Raw genomic sequence first — 24994 nt, forward strand, 5'->3', positions numbered from 1 at the left:
AACGGATGCTGATTTCCTGCGGCGATGCGCTGATCGATTTCGTGCCGACGCGAAACATCGAGGGACGCGAGGCAGTGATGCCGGCGGTCGGCGGCTCCTGCCTCAATGTCGCGATCGGCATGGCGCGGCTGGGCGCGCCCACCGGTTTTATCGGCGGCGTCTCGAACGACATGTTCGGGCGCATGATCGCCGACCACGCCACAGCCTCTCACGTCGAGTTGGGTCTCGCCACCCGCAGCGATCACCAAACCACGCTCGCCTTCGTGCGCATCGTCGCGGGCGAGTCTCACTATGCGTTCTATGACGCGGAGACCGCGACACGAAACTGGACCTACCGGCGCGGCACAATTCCGTTCGCGACGGTCGAGGCCGTCCATGTCGGGTCGACCACGCTGGTCAACGACCAGGGTGCGGCCGAGACGAAAGCCCTGATCGCGGACGCGCGCGCGTCATCGACGATCTCCTTCGATCCGAACTGTCGGCCCAATCTGGTCAAGAACAAGCCGGCCTATCTCGCGCGCATGGCCGAATTCGCAGGCCAAGCCGATCTCATCAAGATGTCGGATGTCGATTTCGCTTATCTCTTCGGCGAGGAGCCATATCAGCAACGCGCGAACGCGTTGCTGGGGCAGGGCACGAGCCTCGTCGTCATCACCCGCGGCAACAACGGGGCCATTGCCTGGCACGCGAGCGCAGGGCAGATCGAAGTTCAGGCGCCGAAGGTCGAGACCGCCGACACCATCGGCGCCGGCGACAGTTTTCAGGCTGCGCTCCTGTTCGCCCTGCACAAGCAGGGCCGCATCAGCCGGCAGCAGCTGAAAGACATCGGCGCGGACGAGCTTCGCCGCGCGCTATCCTTTGCCGCCAATTGCGCCGGCCTGACCTGTACCCGCCCGGGCGCCGATCCGCCGTGGAGCCATGAAGTCACGTGGAGCGTCTAGCCCGGGTCCGCATCACAGCCGTGCCACGACCTTCTCGGCGCATTTGAGGAAGGTGCGGATCAGCGGGCTCTGCGAATCCCGCCGCCAGCACACGGCGATATCGATGGAGTCGGCGGCATCCCGCAACGGCCTGAACACGATGCCCTGCGGCGCGCCGAGCTTCGCGCAGGCCGGCAGGATCGCAAGCCCCTCGCCGGCGAGAACGAGGCTCATCGCCGAATGCACCGTCTCCACCCGGCTCGCGATCGGCATCACGATCTGATGCCGCCGCAGCAAGGCCGCGACCGCGGAGGAGGCGGGATCCTGCTCCGGCGGCGGCAGCGCGATCAGCGGACGGCCCTGGAGTCGCGCCATCGGCACCGCGCTCAGGCGCGCAAGCGGCGAGCGCTTCGGCATTGCCAGCATGAACGGCTGCGCGCCGATCCGCGCCACCTGGATCTCGGGATGGTGGATCGCCGGCATGCACAGCGCGACGGTGACGCTGCGGTCGAGCAGCCGCGCCTCGCGCGTCGAGGCGCTGAGCTCGGCGAAGTCGAGGTCGACGCCGGGAATGGATCGCCGCAGGTCGGGGATCAGGCGCGGCAGCATGGCGTTCGCGAGCACGAACATGTATCCGACCGAAATCCGCCCGCGGCTGCCGGCTGCGACCGCGCGCGCGGCTTCGACCCCGTCGGCCGCGAGCGCCAGCGCCTCGCCGGCGCGCACCAGCAGGGCCTGGCCCGCTTCGGTCAGGTCCATGCCGCGCGTGCCGCGGCGGAACAGCGGCGCGCCAACCTCGGCCTCTAACTTGCGGATCTGGACCGACAGCGGCGGCTGCGCCATCCGCAGCCGTTCGGCGGCCTTGCCGACGCTGCGTGCCTCGGCCACGGCGACGAAATAGCGAAGCCGGTGAAGATCCATTGGCATACCGAAAACGTATGGGTTGACCATCAAAATGGTATTGGACGCTGAGTTAACAGAAGTGTCATTCTCGCTGTCAATGCCTTGTCAATGCTTGGGCCAACGAGGGCCGGCTTCGGAGCGATGATTTGACGATGAACGGCGATCCCTGCCTGCTGTCCGCAACCGAGCTGCGCGGCCTTATTGCCACGAAGAAGATTTCGCCTGTCGAGGTCACCCGCGCCGTGCTTGGGCGGGCCGAGGCGCTTCAGCCCGAGCTGAACTGTTTCATTACGCTCTGCGGCGACGAGGCGATGGCGCAGGCGCTTGCGGCCGAGCGCAAGGTGATGGCGGGCGAGCCGCTTGGCCTGCTGCATGGCCTTCCCGTCACCGTCAAGGACATCGTCAACACTGGCGGCGTGAAGACCACGTTCGGCGCCGTTCCCTACAAGGACAACGTGCCGGCCGAGGATGCCGTTGCGGTGGCAAAGCTCCGCGCGGAAGGTGCGATCCTGATCGGCAAGACCACGACGCCCGAGTTCGGCAGCAAATGTCTGACCGACTCGCCCTTGTTCGGTCGCACCCGCAACGCCTGGAGTGCAGAGCGGTCCTCCGGCGGCTCCAGCGGCGGCGCGGCCGTGGCGGTGGCGAGCGGCATCGCGCCCCTTGCGATTGCGACCGATGGCGGTGGCTCGACGCGAATTCCTGCCGCCTGCAACGGCGTGGTCGGGCTGAAGCAGAGCAACGGCGTGATCGCGCACAGCCAGGCGCTCGACGCCTTCGGCAACCAGACCTATGTCACGCCGACCACGCGTACCGTCGCCGATACCGCGCTGATGATGCAGGCGATGGCCGGTGAGGACTCCTGCGATCCCTGGTCGATCGGCGTGCCCGTGCCCGATTTCATCGGCACCGCCGCGCCGCGCGGCGATCTGCGCGGGCAAAGGATCCTGTTCTGTGCGTCGCCTCCCGGCCGCCCAGTGTCGTCAGATGTCGCGGCCAGCTTCAAGGCGAGCCTCGACCGGCTGGCCGGTCTCGGTGCCGAGCTCGAGGAGTTCTCCGGCGAGGGGTTTGACATCGAGCCGATCTGGCGCGCCATCAACCACACCGTCTGGCGTACGCGTTTCGCCAAGCTGGTGGCCGAGCATGGCGACGTCCTCAGCGAAGCCTTCGTCAAGCAGGTCGCGCTCGCGACCAATGTCAGCGGCGTCGCCTATCAGGAGGCGATGTTCGCGCGCACCGCGCTGTTCCGCCGCGTGCAATCCCTGCTTGCGCGCGGGCATCTTTTGGCGATGCCGACCCTTACCCGCACCGCGCTGCCGATCGACCAGGACCTGTTCGGCACCATCGAGATCGACGGCAAGCACTTCGACAGCGTCCGGCCGCACTGGTTCCCCTGGACCATGCCGTTCAACATGACCGGACACCCCGCGATCAGTCTTCCCAGCGGCTTCGGCGGCGACGGCCTGCCGATCGGGCTTCAACTCGTCGGGCGCTTCCGTGCAGATGCCGAGTTGCTGCGGGTGAGCGCGCTGTTCGAGGCCTCGCACGATCTTCTGTCCCGCCGGCCCGGCTGAGGTGAGGCACATGCCGCAAAGGACTTGCCTCCGGCGCCCGGACATGTTGATCGTGCGGCGGATGAGCCCTGAAGCCGAGCGCGCATGAGCGTATTCTTTCTTCGACGTCTGTTGACCTTGCTGGCGACGCTGGTCGGCGCATCCGTGATCATTTTCCTGGTGCTGGATGCGCTGCCGGGCAACGCGGCGCAGATGCTGATGGGCGCCGATGCCTCGGCCGACGCGGTGCGCGCGCTCACCGTCAAGCTCGGGCTCGACCAGCCGCTGGCGGTTCGCTATCTGCAATGGATCAAGGGCCTCCTCGTCGGCGATCTCGGCAACAGCTATGTCTATGGTACGCCGGTCGCAAGCCTGATCGCGGAGCGGCTGGTGCTGACCGTTCCGCTCGCGATCATGTCGATGCTGATCACGGTGACGCTGGCGCTCTCGGCCGGCATCTACACCGCGGCCAACCACAACAAGCTCGGCGACGTCGGCGTGATGTCGTTGACGCAAGTGGGCATCGCGCTGCCGAACTTCTGGTTCGCGATCCTGCTGGTCCTGCTGTTCTCGGTGCGGCTGCAATGGCTCTCGGCGGGCGGCTTTCCCGGCTGGGAGGATGGCATCTGGCTCGGCATCAAGTCGCTGCTGCTGCCGGCGATCTCGCTCGCCATGGTGCAGGCCGCGATCCTCGCGCGCGTCACGCGCTCGGCCGTGCTCGAAGTGCTGCGCGAAGACTTCGTCCGCACGGCGCGCGCGAAGGGTCTCGGCAAGCGTGAGGTGCTGTGGAGCCACGTGCTGCGCAACGCCATGATCCCCGTGATGACGGTGATGGGGCTGCAATTCGCCAATCTGCTCGCCGGCACCATCGTGATCGAGAACGTGTTCTACCTGCCGGGCCTCGGCCGCCTGATCTTCCAGTCGATCGCCAACCGCGACCTGATCGTGGTGCGCAATTGCGTGATGCTGCTTGCGGCCATGGTCGTCATCGTGAATTTCGTGGTCGATGTGCTCTACGCCTTCATCGATCCCCGCATCAAGGTCCACGATTTGTGAGCGCGCCCCTGGCCACTTCGGTCGACGCCCCGATCGCAACGCGTCCGCTGCCGGCCCGCACCTTCTGGGCCCGCGCGCTGCGTCACCGCAGCTTTGTGCTGGGCGGCGCGCTGAGCCTGCTGGTGCTCGCCTCGGCGCTGCTGTCGCTGGTGTGGACGCCGTGGTCGCCCTATGAGATCGACATCGCCTCGAAGCTCCGGCCGCCGTCGGCTGCGCACTGGCTCGGCACCGATTCCTTCGGCCGCGACATCGTCTCGCTGCTGCTCGCGGGCGCGCGCTCGACCATTCTGGTCGGCATCATCGCCGTGAGCATCGGTCTCACCTTCGGCGTCTGCCTCGGCCTGGTCGCGTCGGCCAAGCGCGGCTGGACCGAAGAGATCATCATGCGCTTCTCCGATTTCACCTTCGCCTTTCCGGCGGTGCTCTCCGCAATCATGCTAGCCGCGGTCGTCGGGCCGGGCATGGTGACCTCGATCATCGCGATCGGAATCTTCCAGATACCGACGCTGACCCGGCTGACGCGCGGCTCCGCCAACGCGATCTGGGCGCGCGAATTCGTGCTGGCCGCGCGCGCCTCGGGGAAGGGCAAATTCCGCATCACCATCGAGCATGTGCTGCCCAACATCCTGTCGATCCTGATCGTGCAGGTCACCATCCAGTTCGCGCTCGCGATCCTGGCCGAAGCCGCGCTGTCCTATCTCGGCCTCGGCACGCAGCCGCCGCAACCGTCCTGGGGCCGCATGCTGAACGATGCGCAGACGCTGCTGTTCCAGTCGCCGATGCTCGCGGTCTATCCGGGCGCGGCGATCGCCACCGCGGTGCTCGGGCTCAATCTGCTCGGCGACGGACTGCGCGATCTGCTCGATCCGCGACTGGCGCGGGAGCGATGAAGATGGGGGAGCGCTCAACCCTGCCGCTGATCGAGGCCGCGAATCTCGGCGTGCGCCTCAACACCAGCCGCGGACCGGCACAGGCCGTGCGCGGCGTGAGCTTCACCCTCAAGCGCGGCGAGACGCTGGGTCTCGTCGGCGAATCCGGCTGCGGCAAGTCGGTGACGGCGCTGTCGCTGATGGGATTGCTGCCGGACAGTGCCGTCGTGACCGGCAGCATCAAGCTTGATGGCAGCGAGCTCGCCGGTCTGTCGGATGCGGATTATTGCAAGCTGCGCGGCAACCGCATCAGCATGATCTTCCAGGAGCCGATGACAGCGCTCAACCCGATGCACACGATCGGCCATCAGGTTGCCGAGCCGCTGCGGCGTCACAAGAAGTATTCGGCGGCGCAGGCGCGGCGTGAAGCGATCGCCTTGCTCGACCGCGTCGGATTGCCCGATCCCGCAAGGCGGATCGAGGCCTATCCGCATCAGTTCTCCGGCGGTCAGCGCCAGCGCGTCACGATCGCCATGGCGCTGGCCTGCGAGCCCGACCTCCTGATCGCGGACGAGCCGACCACGGCGCTCGACGTCACCATCCAGGGCCAGATCCTCGACCTCATCGCCGATCTCGTCGAGGAGCGCGGCATGTCGATGATCCTGATCTCGCACGATCTCGGCGTCATCGCCGAGAACGTGCAGCGCATGATGGTGATGTATGGCGGCACGGTCGTCGAGAGCGGGCCGACCGACGAGGTGTTCCGCCGCATGGGCCATCCCTATACGCAGGGCCTGTTCCGCGCCCGGCCGAAGCTCGGCGCGCGCAAGGGGACGCGGTTGACGACGATCTCGGGCACGGTGCCCGAACTTGCGGATTTGCCCGCCGGCTGCACGTTCGGCGACCGCTGTCCGCTGGTCGAGGATAAGTGCCGCGTGGCGCTGCCGCCGATGATCGAAGTCGGTCCCGGTCACGGCGTGCGCTGTGTGCGCACCGATGTCTCCATGGCCGCGAATGTCGGAGCGCTGCCCGCATGACCGCAGCGCCGCTTCTCGACGTCAAGAATCTCGAGCAGCGCTACACGCTGCCGCGCGAAAGCCTGTTCCGTCCGCCGGGCCAGGTGCGCGCGCTCAACGGCGTCAGCGTGCGGGTCGATGCCGGCAAGAGCCTCGGCGTCGTCGGCGAGTCCGGTTCGGGCAAGTCGACCTTCGCGCGGGTGGTTATGGCGCTGGAGCGACCGACGTCGGGGCAGGTTGCGCTGCTCGGGCGCGATCTCAACCGCATCTCGCCCGACGAGCTGCGCCGCGCGCGCCGCGATTTCCAGATGGTGTTCCAGGATCCTTACGGGTCGCTCGATCCGCGCCAGACCATCGCGCGCATCGTCGCCGAGCCGCTCACCGTGCTGGAAGATGCCGACCGCACCACGTTTCGCGCCCGCGTCTCCGCGGTGCTGCGGCAGGTCGGCCTGCGCGACGCCGACATGGATAAATATCCGCACGAATTTTCCGGCGGCCAACGCCAGCGCATCGCGATCGCGCGCGCGCTGATCACCCAGCCGAAGCTGATCGTCGCCGACGAGCCGGTTTCCGCGCTCGACGTCTCCGTGCAGGCGCAGGTGCTCAATTTGATGCAGGACCTCCAGGAGCAGTTCGGCCTGAGCTACATCCTGATCAGCCACGACCTCGCCGTGGTCGACTATCTCTGCGACGAGGTCGCGGTGATGTATCTCGGCCGGATCGTCGAGCAGGGCAGGCCGGAGGACCTGTCCGAGCGCTGTGCCCATCCCTATACGCGGGCGCTATTGGATGCCGTGCCGCGGGCGCGCGCCGGCGGGGGCCGGCGACGGCGCGGGGCCCAGGCGATCGCCTCGCAATCGGTGACTGCTGCCGGATGCCCCTATGTCGCGCGCTGTCCGCTGGCCGACCAGCATTGCCGCGAGGTTCCGCCCTTGCTACGCAAGGTCGGAGAAGCCCATCTCGCCGCCTGCCACAAGGCGGAGGCGGTGATGGCATTGCCGCACGCGGCCATGGAAGGTTAGTGTCTCCCATGGAATTGGCGTAGGCTGAGACAAGAGAAGGCCGGGGAGTTACGCATGTTCAGGAAATTGTCGATCGTCGCATTTGCCGCCGCGCTTGTCGCAGCACCGCTGCCGGTGCTGGCGCAGAGCAAGAAGGACAGCGTCGTCATGGCGATGGCGCTGGAGCCGCCGGGGCTCGATCCCACCATCGCCGCCGCGGCGGCGATCGCCGAAGTGACGCTCTACAACATCTATGAGACGCTGACCAAGATCAACGAGGACGGCTCCGTCTCGCCCTTGCTGGCGGAGAGCTGGACCGCCTCGCCCGACCTGAAGACCTACACGTTCAAGCTGCGCAAGGGCGTCAAATTCCAGAACGGCGAGCCGTTCGATTCCGCGGCGGTGAAGTTCTCGTTCGAGCGCAACGCGATCGCGACCAGCACCAACAAGGACAAGAGCCTGTTCCAGGCTTTCGAGAAGGTCGACGCGCCCGACGCCGACACGGTCGTGATCACGGTGAAATATTCCGAGCCGAACCTGCCGTTCCTGCTCGGGCAGGCGAGCGGCTCGATCGTCGAGCCGAAGAGCGCAGCCACCAACGGCACACAGCCGGTCGGGACCGGGCCCTATCAGCTCGGGGCCTGGGCCAAGGGTTCCTCACTCACGCTGAACAAATGGGCCGACTATCGCAACGCCGCCGCGATCAAGCTGTCGAAGGTGACGATCCGCTTCATCTCCGATCCGGCCGCGCAGACCGCGGCGCTGCTCTCGGGTGACGTCGACGCATTCCCACGCGTTGCGGCCGCGCGTGCCATTGGCCAGTTCAAGGCCGATCCGCGCTTCAACGTCATGGTCGGCGGCTCCCGTGCCAAGACCATCGTCGGCATCAACGAGCGCAAGAAGCCGCTCGACGACGTCCGCGTGCGCCGTGCCGTCCTCGCCGCGATCGACCGCAAGGCGATGGTCGACGGCGCGGCGGATGGTTTCGGCACGCCGATCGGCAGCTTCTACGTGCCCGGCGCGCTCGGCTTCGTCGACACCACCGGCATCAACCCCTACGATCCCGAGAAGGCGAAGAAGCTGCTGGCGGAAGCCGGGGTCACCACGCCGCTCGAACTGTCGCTGAAGCTGCCGCCGCCGTCCTATGCGCGGCAGGGCGGCGAGATCCTCGCGGCGCAACTCGCCAAGGTCGGCATCATCGCCAAGATCGAGAACGTCGAATGGGCGCAGTGGCTGTCGCAGGTGTTCGCCGGCAATGGTCCGCATAATTTCGACCTCACCATCGTCAGCCATGTCGAGCCGTTCGACCTCGTCAAGATCACCGAGCCGGACTACTACCTCGGCTACAACAACGAGGCCTTCAACGCGCTCTACAAGCAGATTGTGTCGACGCCTGACGAGGCTGGGCGCGCAAAGCTGCTCGGCGATGCCCAGCGCATGCTGGCCACCGACGCGGTCGCCGGCTTCCTGTACCAGCCGCAGCTCATCACCATCACCAACAAGAAGCTGAAGGGCGTCTGGAAGGACGTCCCGCAATACGAGAACGATTTCTCGACCTGGTCCTGGGAGTAGGGGCCGTTCGATCAAGTCGAACCTGCTGCAACGTTGACCTCTCCCCATCGGAGGAGAGGTCAATCTTTTTGGGCCACCCAAAACAAAATCCTGAAAAACAACCCCATGCACAGTAGCCGGGGTTAGATATTTCAATGGCTTGCACGGTCCGCTCGATGGCTTGCTGAGCCACGCGATGCGGTTGACCCGTCGGGCAAAACACCGGCAATATACGACCATCGCGGCGTCATGGTTCGGGACGCGCCGTCAGGCGAGGCACGCCATGAAGAAGCCATCCCGCCGCGATGCCGGCATCGCCGCGGCTGCCGTCAGCGCTGAAGCACCGATCACTCTGAAGCTCGACAATGCGCCGATGAGCGATATCGCTCATGCGCTGGCCAGCGGGCGGGGCACTGCCACGGCGCTGACCAAAGCTTACCTCGCGCGCATCGAAGCCTATGACCGCAACGGGCCCGCGCTTAATTCCGTGCGCGCGCTCAATCCCGACGCGCTTGGGATCGCGGGCAAGCTCGACGACACAAAACCGTCGGCCAAGCGGCCGCTGGCGGGCATCCCGATCCTGGTGAAGGACAACATCGCGACCGGCGACAAGCAGCCGACGACGGCGGGCTCGCTGGCGCTGGAGGGCGCGCGCGCCAGGAGAGACGCGACCGTCGTCAAGCTGCTGCGAAAGGCCGGTGCGGTGATCCTGGGCAAGGCGAACCTGACGGAGTTCGCCAACATTCTCGCGGCCGACATGCCCGCGGGCTATTCGTCGCTAGGCGGTCAGGTGAAGAACCCTTACGCGCCGGCGCTGATGGGCGATCACGGCATTCCGGTCGTGCAGCCGGGCGGATCGAGCGCGGGCTCGGCCGTCGCCGTAGCGGCCGGCCTGTGCGCAGCCTCGATCGGCACCGAGACGTCGGGCTCGCTGCTGTATCCCGCGAGCCAAAACGGCCTCGTCACCGTGAAGCCGACCGTTGGGCTGGTCAGTCGGGCCGGGATCGTGCCGATCGCGCACAGCCAGGACACTGCAGGGCCGATGACGCGCACGGTGCGCGACGCGGCGATGCTATTGAACGTGCTGGCAGCCGAAGACCCACTCGACCCCGCGACCGAGCGGCAGCGGCGGCCGGTCGACTACACAGCCGACCTCGCGACCGACGCGATGAAGGGCGCGCGCATCGGCGTGCCGAGCGACCCGGCCGACCCGCTGAACGATCGCTACTACGGCAAGTTGCCGCCCAGATCGGCCAAGGTGATGGTCGACGCGATCAAGGTGCTGGAGGATCTGGGCGCGATCGTCGTGCGCGTCAACATGCCAACATCTGGCTGGATCGGCGGCCCTGGTACGAGCATGAACGTGCTCAACCGCAATCCCCTGAGTCGCAATAGGGGTAATCCGGCGACGCCGCCGATCGTCTTCCTCTACGAGCTGAAGCACGATCTCAATCTCTACCTCAGCGATTGGGCGACGAACACAGAGATGAAGACCATGGCCGACATCGTGGCCTTCAACGAGGCGAACGCTGAGACGGCGCTGCGGTTCGGCCAGGACCTGTTCCTCGCCGCCAACATGACCAGAGGCGATCTCAGCGAGCGCGAGTACAAATCGGCGCGGGCCATGGACCTGCTCTCCGCCAAGACGCGCGGCATGGACGCCTACATGAACCAGCACAAGCTCGACGCGGTGCTGTTTCCCGGCGCCGCGGGCTGCGTGATAACAGCGAAGGCGGGCTATCCCAGCGTCATGGTGCCGGGCGGTTTCATTTCGGGAGCAGACGACAAGGACACGCCCGACTATCCGCTCGGCGTTACCTTCGCAGGCCGTGCCTGGAGCGAGCACAAGCTGCTGCGTCTGGCCTACGCCTATGAGCAGGCCTCCAACATGCGCAAGCCGCCGCCCGGCTTACCCGCGCTTTAGATGTCACTGGCCGAGAGGATCAGGCGGAAATCCCTGCTCGCGCGTCGGACCCGTTTCTGGCCAGTTCCTAAAGTTCAGAGTGACAAATTGCGCGACACGCCCAAGGCGTCGACAAGAAAATCGATGAACAGGCGGGCACGCAGGGGAAGTTGTCGTCCGAATGCGTGCAGGACGTAGACCGGTGTAGTGAACATCGGTATGCCCGGCAGCACGACATTCAATCGCCCGGCGGCGAGCTCGTCCTCGATTGCTATGCGCATGAACTGCGTGATGCCAACGCCTTTTATGACCGCTTCAATCAACGACTGAGCATCGTCGCTGTCGAAGGGGCCATTGGGGATGACCCGTGTGCCGTCCGCAAAAGTAAATGCTTGCGGCCGGCCGCCAAGCAGATGGCGAAGGCAGGCATGCTGCGTGAGATCGTCGATCGACTGCGGGATTCCTCGTCGCTGAAGGTATTCCGGCGATGCGCCCAGAACATATTGCAGGACACCTAACGAGCGGCCGATCAGGTTTGTGTCTTCCAATTCGCCAATTCTGACAGCGAGGTCGAAGCCCTCGCGGATGAGATCGACACGGCGGTCCGTGACGCTGAGATCAAGCTTGATGTCCGGATAGCGCTCCAGGAACGAGCCCGCCCATGCGGAAATCAACGGGCGTCCAAATGTACTCGGCACAGTGACCCGAAGCACGCCGCGGACGTTTCCTGGAACCTGCACGACGTCGTCGGCTTCCTCTATCGCGCGCAGATGGGGAGCGACGTGCTCGTAGTAAGCGGCGCCTTCGGACGTTGGGCTGAGTGTGCGCGTTGAGCGCTGCAGCAAGCGCACGCCGAGGCGTTGTTCGAGGCGCGAAACGCTTTTCGATACCGCCGAGGGGCTGGCGCCGATCGATCGCGCGGCGCCGGCGAAAGAACCCGCGTCAACTGTCCGCACGAAGGCCAGCAGACCGGCCGTTCTTTCTAGAATCGTTGTCATTCAGGACTTTTGATCGCGAAAGAACCGAACGAAAGACGGCTAATCGGCCATTTATGAACGAATAGTCTGACTTTCGCAATGGGGGCCCCGGCAACCGAGTTGGTCTTCCAATGCCCTTCATCGCTGAAGTTCGTGCAAAAAAGGAAAAGCAGTATGTCTGCGCAAACCAAGCCAACGATCGTTTTCTGTCACGGCATTTGGGCCGATGGCTCCTGTTTCAGCAAAGTCATTCCAGCATTGCAGGCCGACGGGTACGAAGTGATCGCCGTTCAATATGGCCTGGACTCCTTCGAGGAGGATCTGGCGACGGTGAAGCGCACACTCAATCGCGTTGGCAGCCCGGTCCTTCTCGTCGGCCATTCGTATGGCGGCGCCACCATCACAGGCGCGGGCACCGATGAACGCGTGGTCGGTCTCGTCTACATTGCAGCGGTCGCGCCCGATGCCGGCGAGACCGTGCAGGACCAGCTCGACAAGTATCCGTCGGATATTTTCTCTCGCGTCGAGGTCGCCGATGGGCGTGCCTGGATGCTTCCGAGTGGCACCGAGTTCTTCGCAGGAGACCTCTCCGCGGAAGACCAGAAGCTGGTTTGGGCCACCCATTATGCGCCCGTCTACAATCTGTTCCAGCAACAGAAGCTCAGCGCCGGCAAGATCGCGTGGAGGTCGAAGCCGAGCTGGTACATTCTGGCCACGCAAGACCATACTGTGCATCCGGATCTGCAACGCTGGGTGTCGAAGCGCATGGGAGCGACGATCACCGAAGTGGCGAGCAGCCACGTGCCGATGCTCTCCCAGCCAAATGTGGTGATCGACGTGATACGCAAAGCCGCGGCCGCCGTTAAAAAAAGCTGATCGCAACAAGCATACATTGCCGGACACGAAGGAGAGGTCGTTCGCGAGGCGACCTCTCTTGTTCATGGGCTGGTGTGCAACGGCCGCTCTTGGCCCTTCGCAGGCGCGGCGTTGCTCGATGCTGATTTCGGCTTGTGACCCCAAGCTGGCGTGTTGGGGCATTGGCGCGGTGTCGGCCTTTGACCCACAGCGGACGTCGGTCAAACTTCTCTCGCTCAAGCCGCCACTGCTTCGAGGATGCTTGCAGCTGAATTGGTGGGTACGACCCGCGCAAGGCGAAAACGGGCTTTGCCAAGAAGTGACGCGTACTCGGACTCCGTTCTTTCCTGCCCGCCCAATAGCACTAGCATCGCCATATCGAGCATCTTTCCCTGATGTGCTGCATCGCCGGACGGAAGAACCATTTCGACGACAAGCAGCCGTCCGGCGGGGTTCATTGCCTTGCGGACGTGGCCAAGGATCGTGAGACACTGGTCCTCGTCCCAGTCGTGAATGACGTGCGAAAGAATGTAAGCGTCCGCCCCAGCAGGGACGCTCTGGAAGAAATCACCAGGCACTATTGTCACCCGGTCGCTTACACCCTTGGCAGTTAGCAATGCCGGCGCGTCAGTCACGACATGCGGACGATCGAACAGAATGCCGCGCGGTCCCTCATGACGGGAAAGCACAGTGGCCAACATGTTGCCGGTCGCTCCGCCAACGTCAACGATGGTCTTGAAAACCGCAAATCCATATGCAGCTGCGACGGCAGGAGGTTCCTGATTGTGGAGGCCGATCATTGTCTCGCTAAACAGCGATGCTTGTTCTGGATGATGTGCGAGATATTCGAAGAATGGCACACCATGCGCTTTGTCAAAACCTGGTTTGCCCGTTTGAACAGAGTATTCCATATAATCCCAAGCACCGCGCTGCCAGGCACTCCCGAAAACAAGCAGGGACGATCTTGCCGAGCCCGGCGCACTGGTCTTCAGAGCCTCGCCTAAGCTAGTCAACGCAAATCGCTGCGCCGATTGCTCTGTCAAGATGCCCAGGCTCGCCAGAGTGCGCATCAATCGATGCAGTTATGATGCATGCACCTGCATCGGACCAGCTAGTTCCAAAGCGCTCTTCGGCCCAAATGCGAGCTGATCGGCTAGTCCCAACTTTGCAGCGACGCAAACGGTTCTTGAGGTAATCGCCGCTCCCATTTGGATCAATTGGATGTGCGGCGGCAGCTGTTCAGGAGTATTGGCGGTCATGGCAATTCTCCAAAGCGAAAAACAACCAGCATACACGGCTGTTGGGTAGCTGACTACTTCCGCTTGTGGCCCTTCGCAGACGTGGCGTTGCTCGATGCTGATTTCGGCTTGCGACCCCAAGCTGGCGTGTTGGCGCGGTGTCGGCCTTTGACTAAGCGCAAGCCGGTATCCGGGCCGCCAAGCGGCTCGCGTCGACCAATTTCCGACGGACCGTCCAGCGCTGCCGGAGGTGGACATCATCCGACCGATCGTATGCCTCGCGGGTCAGTATTTCGGTTCGAGGCCACGTACTCGATCTCGCCATACGTAATCCCGATATCCTTCAGTTCCTGATCACTTAGGCTGCAAAGATCGCGCCGCAGGCGCTCCCATTTCCGCCACTCTTGAAAAGCGTTCCAGCAATTCCTGAAAACGCTGACATTGCGTCGCTGGGAGTCTGCCGTCTGGACCAAGCCCGTTGTCTGATAAATCATGCTCATCGCAGCATCCTCGGGCACCTTGTTTCCACGCTGGCATGCTGCCAAAATCCGGCCCAGCGCGCTTGATCTGCTGCTTACATTTTCCTTACGGACAGCTTATTCTTTATTTTCCAAGTGGTTGCCGGGCCTGACCGGAGACCGTCCAAGGGATTTCGCGTCTTGCGCTATCTCTTCGAAGACTACGAACTGGATTCCGGCCGCCGCGAGCTGTACCGCGACGCAAACGTCGTCGCCCTGGCGCCACAGACCTTTGACTTTCTGGACTACCTCATCCGCAACCGCGAGCGCGTAGTTTGCAAGGATGAGCTCATCACAGCCATTTGGAAGGGGCGGTGCGTGTCGGATGCCGCGCTGACGACCCGCCTGAATGCCGCTCGGTCCGCAATCGGCGATTCCGGGGAGAAACAGCGGCTGATCAAGACGCTGCCAAGGAAGGGCTATCGCTTTATCGGTATGGTGCAGGAGGCTGACGGCGCCCCCACTGTGGCGGTAATAGAAATCCAGAGGGAGACGGCTAAACCCGCCCTCACACTTCCCGACAAACCGTCGCTGGCCGTTCTGCCATTCACCAACCTGAGCTCCGATCCAGAGCAGGAGTATTTCGCCGACGGCATGGTCGAGGACATCATCACCGGCCTTTCGCGGTCCAAATCGCTGTTCGTCATCGCGCGGCAGTCCACTTTTACCTACAAAGGCAAGGCTATCGACATCAGACAGGTCGGGCGCGAGCTGGGCGTTCGGTATGTGCTCGAAGGCAGTGTGCGCAAATCCGGCGATCGGGTTCGCATTGCCGGGCAGTTGATCGAGGCCACGACGGGTGCTCATCTTTGGGCGGACCGGTTCGACAGCCAACTCGAAGATATCTTCGATCTGCAGGACCAAGTGACGAGTAGCGTGATTAGCGCGCTCTTTCCTCAATTGGAGCGCGCCGAGATAGAGCGCGCAAAACGCAAGCCAACCGAAAATCTTCAGGCCTACGACTACTATCTGCGTGCACTCTCGAGCTTCTATGAATTCACCCGCGAACAGAACATTGAAGCCCTCAGGCTGATCCGTCTTGCTGTCGAGATCGATCCCGGATTGGCCTCAGCGTACGCGCTTGGTGCTTACTGCTATCTGCAACGAAAGATCTTCGGCTGGACGATCGACGCGGATCAGGAACTGAACGACACCCGACGGTTGGCAAGACGTGCGATCGAGCTCGATAAGGATGATCCAACCGTACTTGTGAGAGCCGGGCAGGCAATTGGCGCCGTATTATATGAGATCGACGAAGGCGTGGCCCTCGTCTCCCGAGCGCATGAGCTTAACCCGAACCTGGCTGTCGCACGGTATACGATCGGCTGGGAACACATACGGCGCGGCGACATAGAGGGGGCGCTTAAGCAGTTCCACGCCGGGGGGCGTCTAAGCCCGATGGATCCGTTTCTTTTTCTGACGCAGACCGGCATAGCGTTTGCGCATTTCCTGACGGATCGATACGAGGACGGGGCGTCATGGGCCAAGTCGGCTGTGCTGCACCGGCCCAACTATCTCAACGCACAATTTATTCTGGCGGCATGCCACGCAATGTCTGGAAGGGTCGAGGAAGCCCGGATGATCGGTGCACGCCTGATGGAAGCGAGGCCGGCTCTCCGCGTCTCCACACTCGTTCCAAAGCTCGCTCGATTTTACGGGCCGGAATACCTCGAAAGGGTCATGCGAGCTTGCTCCATCATGGGTCTGCCCCCATGAGTGCATGCGGTTGTCGGGAAAGACCGGTCTCATTCCAATTCCCATCAACGGCGCAGTATGCAATGTCCGCTTGTGGCCGATATTGTTGCAAAAGTCGATTTTCGCCGATGACCAAAATTCTGCGGGCCGTGGGCGCGACTTTCGCGTACAAGATGCGAGGGACCTCACGGCCTCACGCAAAATTCACAGGCGACTTCGGTAGCGCGATTGAGGTCATACGAATCAGCGATCGCTCGCTGCTTAGTGTTTTCGCGAAAAATCTTGAGCCTGCAACTTTCGACTTTTGCAACACAATCGGCCCTTCGCGGACGTGGCGTTGCTCGATGCAGATTTCGGCTTGGACCCATACCAGACATCATCCCTCCGGTACCTCGGCCAAACGCATACCTTCATAGACGCGTTCGCGTCCGGCGAGATGGGTGGGGTTATCACTCGCTGCGCCGAGGCGGAACCGGCGGATGGTAAAGCTTGGATCAAGCGCAAGTCCTGCCTTCGCAGCGGCTCGCGCCTCATCCAGCGAGCCGAGCAGCGCCAGGACGGCGGCGAGTCCAAAATGCGTAATCGGATAATTTCGCTTGGCCTCGAGACTTCGACGGAACCAAGCTACCGCTTCGGCGTCGGCATTGAGCTGCACTTTGGCGAAGCCGACCATCTGCAGCCACCGGAAGGCGGAGATGTCGCGAGGAGAGAGGCGGAGCGCTTCGTTGACATGGGCCTCAGTCTCTGCGCCGCGACCGAGAGAATTCATGGCGAAACCGATGGCCGCGTGCGCGTTAGCCAGATTTCGATCCAACGCCAACGCTCGCTCGCATTCGGCGATGCCTTGAATCGCACGATTCGTAAAAATCTGGACTACCCCTAATATCATGTGGGCCAAGGCGTGGTTCGGCGCGAGAGACAGCGCCTTTGTCAACGTCGTCTCGGCTGCCGCGAGATGCGCGGCCCGGTCGTCGGCCAGGAAGATCGCTCCGATGGACGCATCCACCAACCCCACACCGACCATTGCTCCGATATTTCCAGCATCGAGCGCCAAGGCTCGTTCAAAAAAGCTGCGGGCTTGTGCCATCGATTCGGACGTGATCCCCTTGTTCCACCAGGCCACGCCTCGGAAATAGAAGTCCATTGCATCGGGATGCCGCGAACGTTCCGCTCGGCGCGCCTCAACCGCGATAAGCTGGGCGTCCAGCGCATTGGCGAGCCTTGCTACGATTTCGTCCTGCGTATCGAAAAGGTCGGTGACAGGCTTGTCGAAGCGTTCGGCCCATAGATGCGACCCGGTTTCGGCGTCAATCAGCTGCACATTTACTCGAAGCCGATTGCCGCCACGCTGCACGGAGCCCTCGAGCAGGTAGCGAACATTCAACTCGCGACCGATCTGTTTGAGATCAATCACTTTGTTCTTATAGGTGAATGCGGTGTGTCGGCCGATTACGAATGTGCCACTGATGCGCGACAGGTCCGTCGTGAGGTTCTCAGTCACGCCATCGACAAAATAATCCTGCTCGGTATCGCCCCCAAGGTTCATGAAAGGCAGGACGACGATCGAAAGTCGTGGCGCTGGAAGCACGGCCGGCCTCGCGCGGTCGGCTTGTACCGGCGGGTTAGGTCCTTCCTGGAGCACAGCGTAGGCTCGCACTGGGCGGTCGATGTTTTTGAGGTTCTGCTCGCCAAGATCGGCAAACTCAACCTCGATCTTGTCTCGGATTTGATCGTAGGCGGCGGACGAGATGCAGATACCGCCGGGCTCAGCGATGCTCTCAAGCCGCGCAGCGATGTTAACGCCGTCTCCAAAGATGTCATGAGGCTCAACGATGACGTCACCGATGTTGACACCCACACGGAAAGCAATGCGCCTGTCTTCCGCGTCGTCGATTGTAAGTTCCCCGATGCGGGTCTGAAACTGCACCGCAGTTCGGACGGCTTCGACAGCGCTCGGAGACTCCGCCAAGAAGCCATCGCCGATGTTCTTCACGATGCGGCCGCCGTGTTCGGCGACTGCCGGTGCGACAGCGTCCGCGAGGAGCGCCGTCACCTTGGCGTAGGTCGCCTCTTCATTCTCGTGCATCAGCCGCGAATAGCCAGCCACGTCAGCTGCCACTATCGCCGCCAACCTGCGCTCAACCCGGACTGGCGCCAACATCGCTTTGACTGAATGCCCGCTCAAGCTGGTGACCGTTCCTGGGTTCTTCTTAGACATGCCGACCGTCAGTTGAAATCTCTGCGTTCGAGGGCTAGCCCGGAAAACACTTGCTCGCACCGAGGTCTTCTCAATTTGAACCAGCTCGGACATGCGCTTCCGAGGCTACACTTGGGCTGCACCCAAATCGAAGGCGGAACATTCGAGAGAAATGCGCGTAGTCGCGAAACCCGCAGGAGTAGGCGATCTCGCTAAGCATCTGGTGCGATTTGGTTGGTTGTCGTCTGGTCAGAAGATGTGCCGCGTGATCCAAACGAAGCGACTGAATGAACCGGCTGTACGTTAATCCGCGTGCCGTGAACAGCTTCTGGAGATAGCGCAATGAAATTCCTGCTTCGCTGGCCACATCGCGAAGGGAAAGGTCAGGATCTGAGAAGTGGTTCCTGGCGATGCTGCAGACGCGCGTGAACAGCTTGTCAGTGTGAGAGGAATTAGGCGGCAAATCGGACTCGGCGAATAAGGCGCCGAGCAGATCGTAGATCGCGAACTGGATGTAGGGTTCGGCCGCAGTGGATGAACTATCGGCTTCGCCAGGGGCGGCCGAAACGAGACGGAATAGGAGGCGACACGCGGGTGTCGCACCATGCCAGCATAATCCGCCGCGTGGTTCCAAGCCCAAATGGGAAATCAGCCGCCGTCGTGGGATAGACAGAGAAAGCCATCGGCAGGATGTGCTCCCAGAGATCAAACTTACCGGCCGGGCCACATCGACAAGTCCAATGTCACCCACAGCAAGCTCGGCCTTATGATCGTCCTGTATCAGTGTCGACCGACCGGAGATCTGAAACACCACGTTGTAATAATCGCTGCTATTGAGGCGAGGGTCCCGGCGCATCCGATCGAACCGGCTGATGTTGGGGCTCGCAAATGCAGTATCGAGCGCAGTCATTCCCCACATGCATGAGCCACGGACCGAACCTCTAAAAATTCTGGAATCGACGCCTTGAGAACCGAAAACACCGATTGAGCGGATGCCGGTTAGCCACGTCTCGTAATCCGATGTTGGCCCGATGAGAAATTCACTGCGGCTGGGCATCTCGCTTTCCCTTTCGCAACCAAGGAATGAGGCGACCTCTTTACCGCAAGTGCGCACAAGTCTGAATGCCGCAACAGCGGCACACAAAAATGTGTTCCCAGCCGTTGCTGGGACACAGCAATCCTTGTGCCGATCTGACGGCGCTCTGGTGGCGATGGTGTCAAACTGCTGCGGTCAACAAGCCGAGCGTCATCTGCAAGTGTCTTGCCTGCAGCATCATGTAAGAGGTCTCTGGCGATGCCTGACAATCTCAATCCGAATGATCGTCGCTCGACGAGCGCAATCAATGCTCAAGAAGTGTTTTCCCCGCAGCAACACTTGCGTCCGATGAACGAGTATCTCACTGAGGTTTCCGATAATGCAGGAGACTACTGTCTCATCCGATGTACCCTGCCCGCGGGCGCGGTGGTGCCGATGCATAGTCACGCCGATCGAGAGACGTTTTACGTGGTGTCCGGGAGCATAAATGCTCTTCACGGAGACCGCTGGGAGGAGCTTGGACCGGGCGATGTCTTCGATGTGCGAGACGGTGCCAAGCACGCTTGGAGAAACTCGTCGCAACTGGCTGCTTCGATCATATGCGTGACAACAACAAAGATGGCCCGGTTTCTGCAAGAGATATCGAGTTCAGCTGCCGGCTCTTTGCCGGAAGAGCAAGCGCGACGCTTCCTCAAGCTCGTCCAGGCAAACGGGTATTGGCTCGCGAGCCCGGAGGAGAACTCAGCGGTCGGATTGACTGTCAATTGGAGCGGGGGCGGCGACTGACTGCGGTTCTCGTGTTGGATGCCCTGAATTATTGCACTGAAGAAGGGGCGGGCAACCGAAACGAGTGGCTAAGCACTATCGCAAGCGCACGTCGGCCCACTTCCGGTCCTGGCCGATATTGTTGCAAAAGTCGATTTTCGCCGATGACCAAAATTCTGCGGGCCGTGGACGCGACTTTCGCGTACAAGATGCGAGGGACCTCACGGCCTCACGCAAAATTCACAGGCGACTTCGGTAGCGCGATTGAGGTCATACGAATCAGCGATCGCTCGCTGCTTAGTGTTTTCGCGAAAAATCTTGAGCCCTGCAACTTTCGACTTTTGCAACACAATCGGCCCTTAGCGGACAAATTCGCGTTCTGAACTGATGGACTGCTTTTGCCCCCACCCGATGCGCCCTTTAGCGGCCATCCTCATTCTTACAGGTGTAACCATCTCACTCTGAGGAGACATCGTTCGGTAGCGCGCGCCCGCCATTCTTGGCGTGGCCCGCGCGGACACAGGCGCGGCCAAGCATCCGTCCGGAAGCCTGCGCCCACGATGGATTGCACCAGCGAATTCATCCCTGTGGCGAAAGAGGTTCTCCGATGTCCTATCATTTTCTGCTGGCGTCGTGGGGGACCCTCGGGAATTTGAGCCCGCTGCTGACTGCGGCGCGGAGGTTGCACCGGAATGGACATCATATCCGGGTGATGGCGGATCCGGCGATGCGCGCTGAAGTCGAGGCCTCCGGCTTTGCATTTGTAGCATGGCGCCGCGCCCCGACCGGAAAGGCTGCGGATCCGGTGGACGTCTCGGATGTGAAAGACTTTCTACGCCAAGCCGTCTTTGATCCTGCTGCGCTCTATGCGGCCGATGTCCGGGATGAGATCGGCCGTATGCCGACGGATGCCGTTCTCGTGCTTGACGTGCTGTTTGGTGCTGCGCTCGGGGCGGAGGCGTCAGGTGTGCCTTTCGCGCTTCTGTCCCCTCATGTCAGCATTCGGCCCCTGCCGGGAATGCCGCCGGCTGTCAGCGGGTTGAGCCAACCGAAAACGCCGGAAGAGCGCGCCGAGGTCGACGCCGCCAATGCCAAGCTTACCGAAACACTCAATGTGTTTCTGCCTGGTCTCAACCGCGCGCGTGCCGATCTGGGTCTTCCGCCTCTGGCAGATGTCTTCGATCTGTTCGATCGGGCCAACCGGCTTTTGCTCGCGACCAGTCGAGCGTTCGACTTTCAAGCTGACTCGCTGCCCGAGAATTTCCGCTACGTCGGACCGCTGCTCGATGTGCCGAACTGGTCCAAATCTCGGCAGACGGAGGCGTGGCGAGCGCCATGGTCGGCTCAGTCGGGGCGTCCTCGCGGGCTGATCGCATGCAGCACGGGCGCGCAATGTCAGCGCGAGCTGTTTCAGCGCATTATCACAGCGATGGAAGCGGTCGAGATCGATGCCCTTGCAACAGCCGGTCCCAATGTCGACGTCGCCGATCTCCGGGCTCCGAAGAACGTGCATTTGGTCCGGGGCGCTCCCCATGACCTCGTCATGAAGGATGTTTCCGTGGTGATCTCGCAAGGCGGCCACGGAACGACCACGCGTTCACTCATCAACGGACTGCCGCAGCTCATCCTGCCAATGGGGCGGGACCAGGCTGCCAACGCCGCGCGCGTCGAAGCGAAGGGGGCAGGGCTTCAATTGCCTCCAACCGCCTCCGAAGCGGAAATTGCCGCGGCGGTGAACCGATTGATTGCAGAGCCGCAATTCAGGAAGGCGGCCCGTCTGCTCGGCGAGGCCATGAAAGTCGATATCGATCGGTCCGGCCTCGTCGACGAGATGGAGGCGATCGCCGCCATTGGCCGCGCGGCGAGACCGCAACCGAAGAAACAACCGCTTCGAAAATCTGCCTGACGGATCGCAAGGCGAATGAGCGGCGCGCCGTTCGTGAACGATGCGCCGCTCGTTGATTCATGCCGCTTTGGCGTCGACGCTGCCGATCCAGTTGCGGGCCAGCGTGACGTCGGCCTGCGACAATTGATGGCCCGCCGGCAGGACCTTGTGGTCGACACGCGCTCCGGCTTCCGACAATAGCGCCGCAAGCTTTGCCGAATTGCTCGCCGGCACGATCGGATCGGACTGCCCGGACAGCAGCAGAATCGGCTTGCCACCAAGCTCCGCCTTCGGCGGATCCGACAGCGGCACCATGGCACGCAGCAGGATCGCGCCTGCCAGGACGTCCGGCTTCAGCAGTAACAGCGCGGCTGCGATGTTGGCGCCGTTGGAGAAGCCGACCGCAACCGGCGCGGCGATGCCGTATTGCTTCCGCGCATCCGCGACGAAGTCGCCGAGGTCCAGCGCGCGCCGGCGCACGTCGTCCTCGTCGAACACGCCCTCGGCGAGACGGCGGAAGAAGCGCGGCATGCCGTGCTCGAGCACGCGGCCACGCGGCGAGAGCAGCGCGGAGCCGGGCGAGATCATCTTGCCGAGCCCGAGCAGGTCGTTCTCGTCACCGCCGGTGCCGTGCAGCAGCAGCAGCGGAGGGGAGCCCGCGCTGGTCGCGGGCTCGAAACGATGGATGAATGTGCTCTCGGTCATGACGCGCTTTCTTTTAGGCTCGGCAGAACATTTTCGATCTGCTTGCGCTGCGCTTCGAGGAAACTCGGCAGCTTCAGGTCGCGTCCCAGCGTCGCGACCGGTTCGTCGACGGCGAAGCCGGGGATGTCGGTCGCGATCTCGAACAGCACGCCGCCGGGCTCGCGGAAGTAGATCGAGCGGAAGTAGTTGCGGTCCCTCTGCTCGGTCGGATGCAGGCCGTGATTGCTCACGAGCTTTTGCGCCATCCGGCCCTGCTCGGCGTCATCGGCCGCGCGGAAGGCGATGTGATGGACGGAGCCGCCGCCCTGATGTCCGCGCAAAAAGCCCTTGGCCTCGTAGATGTCGACGACGCTGCCTTCGGCATCGCCCGGCGCCTTGAAGCGGATCACCGAGCCCTCGCGTCCGGTCTCCTTGAAGCCGAACACGTCGGTGAGCACGGAAGCCGTCTTCGCCGCGCTGTCGAGCAGCAAGGTCACGCCATGGAAGCCGCGGATCGCGTGCTCGGCCGGGACGTCGCCATTGCTCCAGCCGGGCTCGTTCTCGGCACCGGGGACACCCACAAGCGCGAGCGCCATGCCGTCAGGGTCGGTGAACGGCAGGACGGACTCGCCAAAACGCTTCTCCAGCGCCTCGTAGGCGATGCCCTTCTCGGTGAAGCGCTGCGTCCAGTAGCCGAGCGAGCGCTGCGGCACGCGGAAGGCGGTCTGATGGGTCTCGCCGACGCCGCGGCGGCCGGCCGGCACGCCGGCCCAGGGGAAGAAGGTGAGGATCGTGCCGGGGCGGCCGGTCTCGTCACCGTAATAGAAGTGGTAAGTGCCGGGATCGTCGAAATTGACCGTCTTCTTGACGAAGCGCAGGCCGAGATCCCGGGTGTAGAAGCCGAAATTGCGGATGGGATCGCCGGCGATCGCGGTGACATGGTGCAGTCCAGACATTGTCGTCCTCCAGAATTCGGGGAGCGGTCTTGCTCTGAGTGGAAATATCGTTCCGCTTTGGATTGGAGACAATCCATGCAAATATGACGGCTATGTCTACGATTTGGAAACAATCGCCGGGATCGGCCCTTGGATAAGGTCGCCAGCCTCCGGGCCTTCGTGAAGGTGGTCGAAAGCGGCAGTTTTGCCGAGGCCGGCCGCCAGCTGCGGCTGTCGCGCTCGGCGATCAGCAAATACATCGCCGACCTCGAGGAGAGCCTCGGCGTCCAGCTCCTGAACCGGACCACCCGCCACGCCAGCCCGACCGAGAACGGCCAGCGCTATTTCGAGCGCGCGGTCGTGATCCTTTCGGAGATCGAGGCCGCCGATCAGGCAGTGACGCAGGCACAGTCGGCGCCGCGGGGATTGTTGCGGGTCAACGCGCCGATGTCGTTCGGCACGATGCGGCTTGGGCCGGTGCTGGCCGATTTCATGGCGCGCTATGGCGAGCTCCAGCTCCAGATCGTGCTCAGCGACGATCTGCTCGATCCCGTCCAGGACGGCTTTGACGTGACGTTGCGGATCGCGGAATTGGAATCGTCGAGTTTGATCGCACGAAAAATCATGCCGGTGGCGCGCATGATCTGCGCTTCGCCCGATTATCTCGCGCGTCACGGCACGCCAAAGCATCCGCAGGATTTGCGCGAGCATGCCTCGCTCACCTACGGCTTCCTGCTGACAGGCAATCAGTGGAAGCTCACAGGCAGCGACGGTGATCACTGGATCCAGCCGGCCTGGTCGCTCTGCGTCAACAATGCCGAAGTGCTGCGCGACGTCGCGATCAAGGGCAGGGGGCTCGCGCTACTTCCGGAGTTCATCGCGGCCGATGCGTTGCGGAAGGGCGAGCTGCGGACGGTGCTGGACAATTATTCCGCGCCGCCGCTTGCGCTCTACGCGGTCTATCCGCCGACCCGGCACCTGTCGGTGAAGGTGCGGCTGTTCATTGATTTTCTGGTGGAACGGTTTAGCGGCGATGAGGCGCGTTGAGGCCAAGCGGCCGATGTCTGCCGGGCCCGGGAAGCGGGGCGTGAGGCGATATCCCCTTTGGGCCGCAAGCTATCCGGCAAGCTTTTCAAGAAGTGCGTGGACGGCGAACGCGACGACTGGAAGCACGACGATCATCGTGAAGAATCGTTGCTTCAGATATTGCCTTTGCTGATCATCCCTGGGGAGAACCTCCCAGATCAAGTGTTCCCACAAGCTCGTTCGAGGTGATGGCCTAATTCCTCGGACCCAAGCGAGCCGTGAACGATCGTTAGGCTGATGATCAGCGTCAACGCCAAAAACAGAAAACCCCTGGTCTGCAGCAATCTCGCCCCTCTCAGTCCCGCACCGGGTGGCTGCGCTAATGTGTGCGCGGCCTGTTTGAGCACCTCC

Annotated in this window: 22 protein-coding genes; 13 read left to right on the top strand and 9 right to left on the bottom strand. The window is 62.8% G+C overall.

Annotated features, from left to right (window positions below; all coding sequences use genetic code 11):
- Positions 1-5: 5 nt before the first annotated feature.
- Positions 6-941, top strand: a complete 936-nt coding sequence (locus J4G43_RS18585; RefSeq protein ID WP_208085868.1) for a carbohydrate kinase family protein — start codon at positions 6-8, stop codon at positions 939-941.
- A gap of 12 nt (positions 942-953) precedes the next feature.
- Here J4G43_RS18585 and J4G43_RS18590 read toward each other — a convergent pair whose 3' ends face one another.
- On the bottom strand, positions 954-1841 hold the full coding sequence (locus J4G43_RS18590) for a LysR family transcriptional regulator (protein ID WP_208085869.1): 888 nt from the start codon (positions 1839-1841) through the stop codon (positions 954-956).
- A gap of 134 nt (positions 1842-1975) precedes the next feature.
- Between J4G43_RS18590 and J4G43_RS18595 the strand changes: the two genes are divergently transcribed.
- The 7 genes from J4G43_RS18595 (at position 1976) to J4G43_RS18625 (ending at position 10793) form a co-directional block, all read left to right on the top strand.
- Positions 1976-3397, top strand: a complete 1422-nt coding sequence (locus J4G43_RS18595; protein WP_208085870.1) for an amidase — start codon at positions 1976-1978, stop codon at positions 3395-3397.
- Between the two features lie 84 nt (positions 3398-3481).
- The gene (locus J4G43_RS18600) at positions 3482-4432 is read left to right on the top strand and encodes an ABC transporter permease (RefSeq protein WP_208085871.1); all 951 of its coding nucleotides are present in this window, start codon (positions 3482-3484) and stop codon (positions 4430-4432) included.
- Positions 4429-5322 carry an ABC transporter permease gene (locus J4G43_RS18605; protein WP_208085872.1) on the top strand — a complete coding sequence of 298 codons (894 nt, stop codon included), beginning with the start codon at positions 4429-4431 and terminating at the stop codon, positions 5320-5322. Before J4G43_RS18600 ends, J4G43_RS18605 begins: the two co-directional genes overlap by 4 nt.
- Before the next feature lie 2 nt (positions 5323-5324).
- Entirely contained in the window at positions 5325-6338 is a 1014-nt protein-coding gene (locus J4G43_RS18610) for an ABC transporter ATP-binding protein (protein ID WP_208085873.1), read from the top strand.
- Entirely contained in the window at positions 6335-7339 is a 1005-nt protein-coding gene (locus J4G43_RS18615) for an ABC transporter ATP-binding protein (protein WP_208085874.1), read from the top strand. The genes J4G43_RS18610 and J4G43_RS18615 overlap by 4 nt, the downstream gene beginning before the upstream one ends.
- Before the next feature lie 54 nt (positions 7340-7393).
- A complete protein-coding gene (locus J4G43_RS18620; protein ID WP_208085875.1) occupies positions 7394-8890 on the top strand; it encodes an ABC transporter substrate-binding protein in 1497 nt (498 codons plus the stop codon).
- 262 nt (positions 8891-9152) lie between these two features.
- Positions 9153-10793 carry an amidase family protein gene (locus J4G43_RS18625; protein ID WP_208085876.1) on the top strand — a complete coding sequence of 547 codons (1641 nt, stop codon included), beginning with the start codon at positions 9153-9155 and terminating at the stop codon, positions 10791-10793.
- Between the two features lie 74 nt (positions 10794-10867).
- On the opposite strand, the gene J4G43_RS18630 is transcribed toward J4G43_RS18625, so the two are convergent.
- Entirely contained in the window at positions 10868-11770 is a 903-nt protein-coding gene (locus tag J4G43_RS18630; protein WP_063984453.1) for a LysR family transcriptional regulator, read from the bottom strand.
- Between the two features lie 153 nt (positions 11771-11923).
- Between J4G43_RS18630 and J4G43_RS18635 the strand changes: the two genes are divergently transcribed.
- Positions 11924-12625 (top strand): alpha/beta fold hydrolase, encoded by a 702-nt coding sequence (locus J4G43_RS18635; RefSeq protein ID WP_208089352.1) that lies wholly within the window; start codon positions 11924-11926, stop codon positions 12623-12625.
- A gap of 215 nt (positions 12626-12840) precedes the next feature.
- On the opposite strand, the gene J4G43_RS18640 is transcribed toward J4G43_RS18635, so the two are convergent.
- The 3 genes from J4G43_RS18640 to J4G43_RS18650 all read right to left on the bottom strand — a co-directional run bounded on the left by J4G43_RS18640 (position 12841) and on the right by J4G43_RS18650 (position 14342).
- Positions 12841-13674 carry a methyltransferase gene (locus J4G43_RS18640; protein WP_208085877.1) on the bottom strand — a complete coding sequence of 278 codons (834 nt, stop codon included), beginning with the start codon at positions 13672-13674 and terminating at the stop codon, positions 12841-12843.
- 12 nt (positions 13675-13686) lie between these two features.
- Complete coding sequence (locus tag J4G43_RS18645) at positions 13687-13863, bottom strand: hypothetical protein (protein ID WP_208085878.1); 177 nt, start codon at positions 13861-13863, stop codon at positions 13687-13689.
- A 236-nt stretch (positions 13864-14099) separates the two neighbouring features.
- Positions 14100-14342, bottom strand: coding sequence for a DUF1127 domain-containing protein (locus J4G43_RS18650; RefSeq protein ID WP_208085879.1), 243 nt, complete (start codon positions 14340-14342; stop codon positions 14100-14102).
- Between the two features lie 159 nt (positions 14343-14501).
- Between J4G43_RS18650 and J4G43_RS18655 the strand changes: the two genes are divergently transcribed.
- Positions 14502-16076 (top strand): winged helix-turn-helix domain-containing protein, encoded by a 1575-nt coding sequence (locus J4G43_RS18655; RefSeq protein WP_208085880.1) that lies wholly within the window; start codon positions 14502-14504, stop codon positions 16074-16076.
- 355 nt (positions 16077-16431) lie between these two features.
- Here the strand turns inward: J4G43_RS18655 and J4G43_RS18660 are convergent, their stop codons facing one another.
- Both J4G43_RS18660 and J4G43_RS18665 read right to left on the bottom strand, forming a co-directional pair.
- Positions 16432-18216, bottom strand: a complete 1785-nt coding sequence (locus J4G43_RS18660; RefSeq protein ID WP_208089353.1) for an adenylate/guanylate cyclase domain-containing protein — start codon at positions 18214-18216, stop codon at positions 16432-16434.
- 127 nt (positions 18217-18343) lie between these two features.
- Positions 18344-19309: a helix-turn-helix domain-containing protein gene (locus J4G43_RS18665; RefSeq protein WP_208085881.1), complete on the bottom strand. Its 966-nt coding sequence runs from the start codon at positions 19307-19309 to the stop codon at positions 18344-18346.
- 237 nt (positions 19310-19546) lie between these two features.
- On the opposite strand from J4G43_RS18665, the gene J4G43_RS18670 reads away from it, so the two are divergent.
- Together J4G43_RS18670 and J4G43_RS18675 are read left to right on the top strand one after the other, a co-directional pair.
- Positions 19547-20074 (top strand): cupin domain-containing protein, encoded by a 528-nt coding sequence (locus tag J4G43_RS18670; protein WP_208085882.1) that lies wholly within the window; start codon positions 19547-19549, stop codon positions 20072-20074.
- 631 nt (positions 20075-20705) lie between these two features.
- Positions 20706-21959, top strand: a complete 1254-nt coding sequence (locus tag J4G43_RS18675) for a glycosyltransferase (RefSeq protein WP_321576334.1) — start codon at positions 20706-20708, stop codon at positions 21957-21959.
- Between the two features lie 57 nt (positions 21960-22016).
- On the opposite strand, the gene J4G43_RS18680 is transcribed toward J4G43_RS18675, so the two are convergent.
- Entirely contained in the window at positions 22017-22643 is a 627-nt protein-coding gene (locus J4G43_RS18680) for an alpha/beta hydrolase (RefSeq protein WP_208085883.1), read from the bottom strand.
- Entirely contained in the window at positions 22640-23578 is a 939-nt protein-coding gene (locus tag J4G43_RS18685) for a ring-cleaving dioxygenase (protein ID WP_208085884.1), read from the bottom strand. Before J4G43_RS18685 ends, J4G43_RS18680 begins: the two co-directional genes overlap by 4 nt.
- 129 nt (positions 23579-23707) lie before the next feature.
- Between J4G43_RS18685 and J4G43_RS18690 the strand changes: the two genes are divergently transcribed.
- On the top strand, positions 23708-24604 hold the full coding sequence (locus J4G43_RS18690) for a LysR family transcriptional regulator (RefSeq protein ID WP_208085885.1): 897 nt from the start codon (positions 23708-23710) through the stop codon (positions 24602-24604).
- Positions 24605-24994: the final 390 nt, after the last annotated feature.

This window comes from Bradyrhizobium barranii subsp. barranii, from assembly GCF_017565645.3.
Classification (GTDB): Bacteria; Pseudomonadota; Alphaproteobacteria; order Rhizobiales; family Xanthobacteraceae; genus Bradyrhizobium; species Bradyrhizobium barranii.

Bases quoted from the DNA above. Each gene is read 5' to 3' on its own strand.
- J4G43_RS18585 (WP_208085868.1), top strand. From the start codon at position 6: ATGCTGATTTCCTGCGGCGATGCGCTGATCGATTTCGTGCCGACGCGA.
- J4G43_RS18590 (WP_208085869.1), bottom strand. From the start codon at position 1,841: ATGGATCTTCACCGGCTTCGCTATTTCGTCGCCGTGGCCGAGGCACGC.
- J4G43_RS18595 (WP_208085870.1), top strand. From the start codon at position 1,976: ATGAACGGCGATCCCTGCCTGCTGTCCGCAACCGAGCTGCGCGGCCTT.
- J4G43_RS18600 (WP_208085871.1), top strand. From the start codon at position 3,482: ATGAGCGTATTCTTTCTTCGACGTCTGTTGACCTTGCTGGCGACGCTG.
- J4G43_RS18610 (WP_208085873.1), top strand. From the start codon at position 5,325: ATGGGGGAGCGCTCAACCCTGCCGCTGATCGAGGCCGCGAATCTCGGC.
- J4G43_RS18615 (WP_208085874.1), top strand. From the start codon at position 6,335: ATGACCGCAGCGCCGCTTCTCGACGTCAAGAATCTCGAGCAGCGCTAC.
- J4G43_RS18620 (WP_208085875.1), top strand. From the start codon at position 7,394: ATGTTCAGGAAATTGTCGATCGTCGCATTTGCCGCCGCGCTTGTCGCA.
- J4G43_RS18625 (WP_208085876.1), top strand. From the start codon at position 9,153: ATGAAGAAGCCATCCCGCCGCGATGCCGGCATCGCCGCGGCTGCCGTC.
- J4G43_RS18630 (WP_063984453.1), bottom strand. From the start codon at position 11,770: ATGACAACGATTCTAGAAAGAACGGCCGGTCTGCTGGCCTTCGTGCGG.
- J4G43_RS18635 (WP_208089352.1), top strand. From the start codon at position 11,924: ATGTCTGCGCAAACCAAGCCAACGATCGTTTTCTGTCACGGCATTTGG.
- J4G43_RS18640 (WP_208085877.1), bottom strand. From the start codon at position 13,674: ATGCGCACTCTGGCGAGCCTGGGCATCTTGACAGAGCAATCGGCGCAG.
- J4G43_RS18645 (WP_208085878.1), bottom strand. From the start codon at position 13,863: ATGACCGCCAATACTCCTGAACAGCTGCCGCCGCACATCCAATTGATC.
- J4G43_RS18650 (WP_208085879.1), bottom strand. From the start codon at position 14,342: ATGAGCATGATTTATCAGACAACGGGCTTGGTCCAGACGGCAGACTCC.
- J4G43_RS18660 (WP_208089353.1), bottom strand. From the start codon at position 18,216: ATGTTGGCGCCAGTCCGGGTTGAGCGCAGGTTGGCGGCGATAGTGGCA.
- J4G43_RS18665 (WP_208085881.1), bottom strand. From the start codon at position 19,309: ATGCCCAGCCGCAGTGAATTTCTCATCGGGCCAACATCGGATTACGAG.
- J4G43_RS18670 (WP_208085882.1), top strand. From the start codon at position 19,547: ATGCCTGACAATCTCAATCCGAATGATCGTCGCTCGACGAGCGCAATC.
- J4G43_RS18680 (WP_208085883.1), bottom strand. From the start codon at position 22,643: ATGACCGAGAGCACATTCATCCATCGTTTCGAGCCCGCGACCAGCGCG.
- J4G43_RS18685 (WP_208085884.1), bottom strand. From the start codon at position 23,578: ATGTCTGGACTGCACCATGTCACCGCGATCGCCGGCGATCCCATCCGC.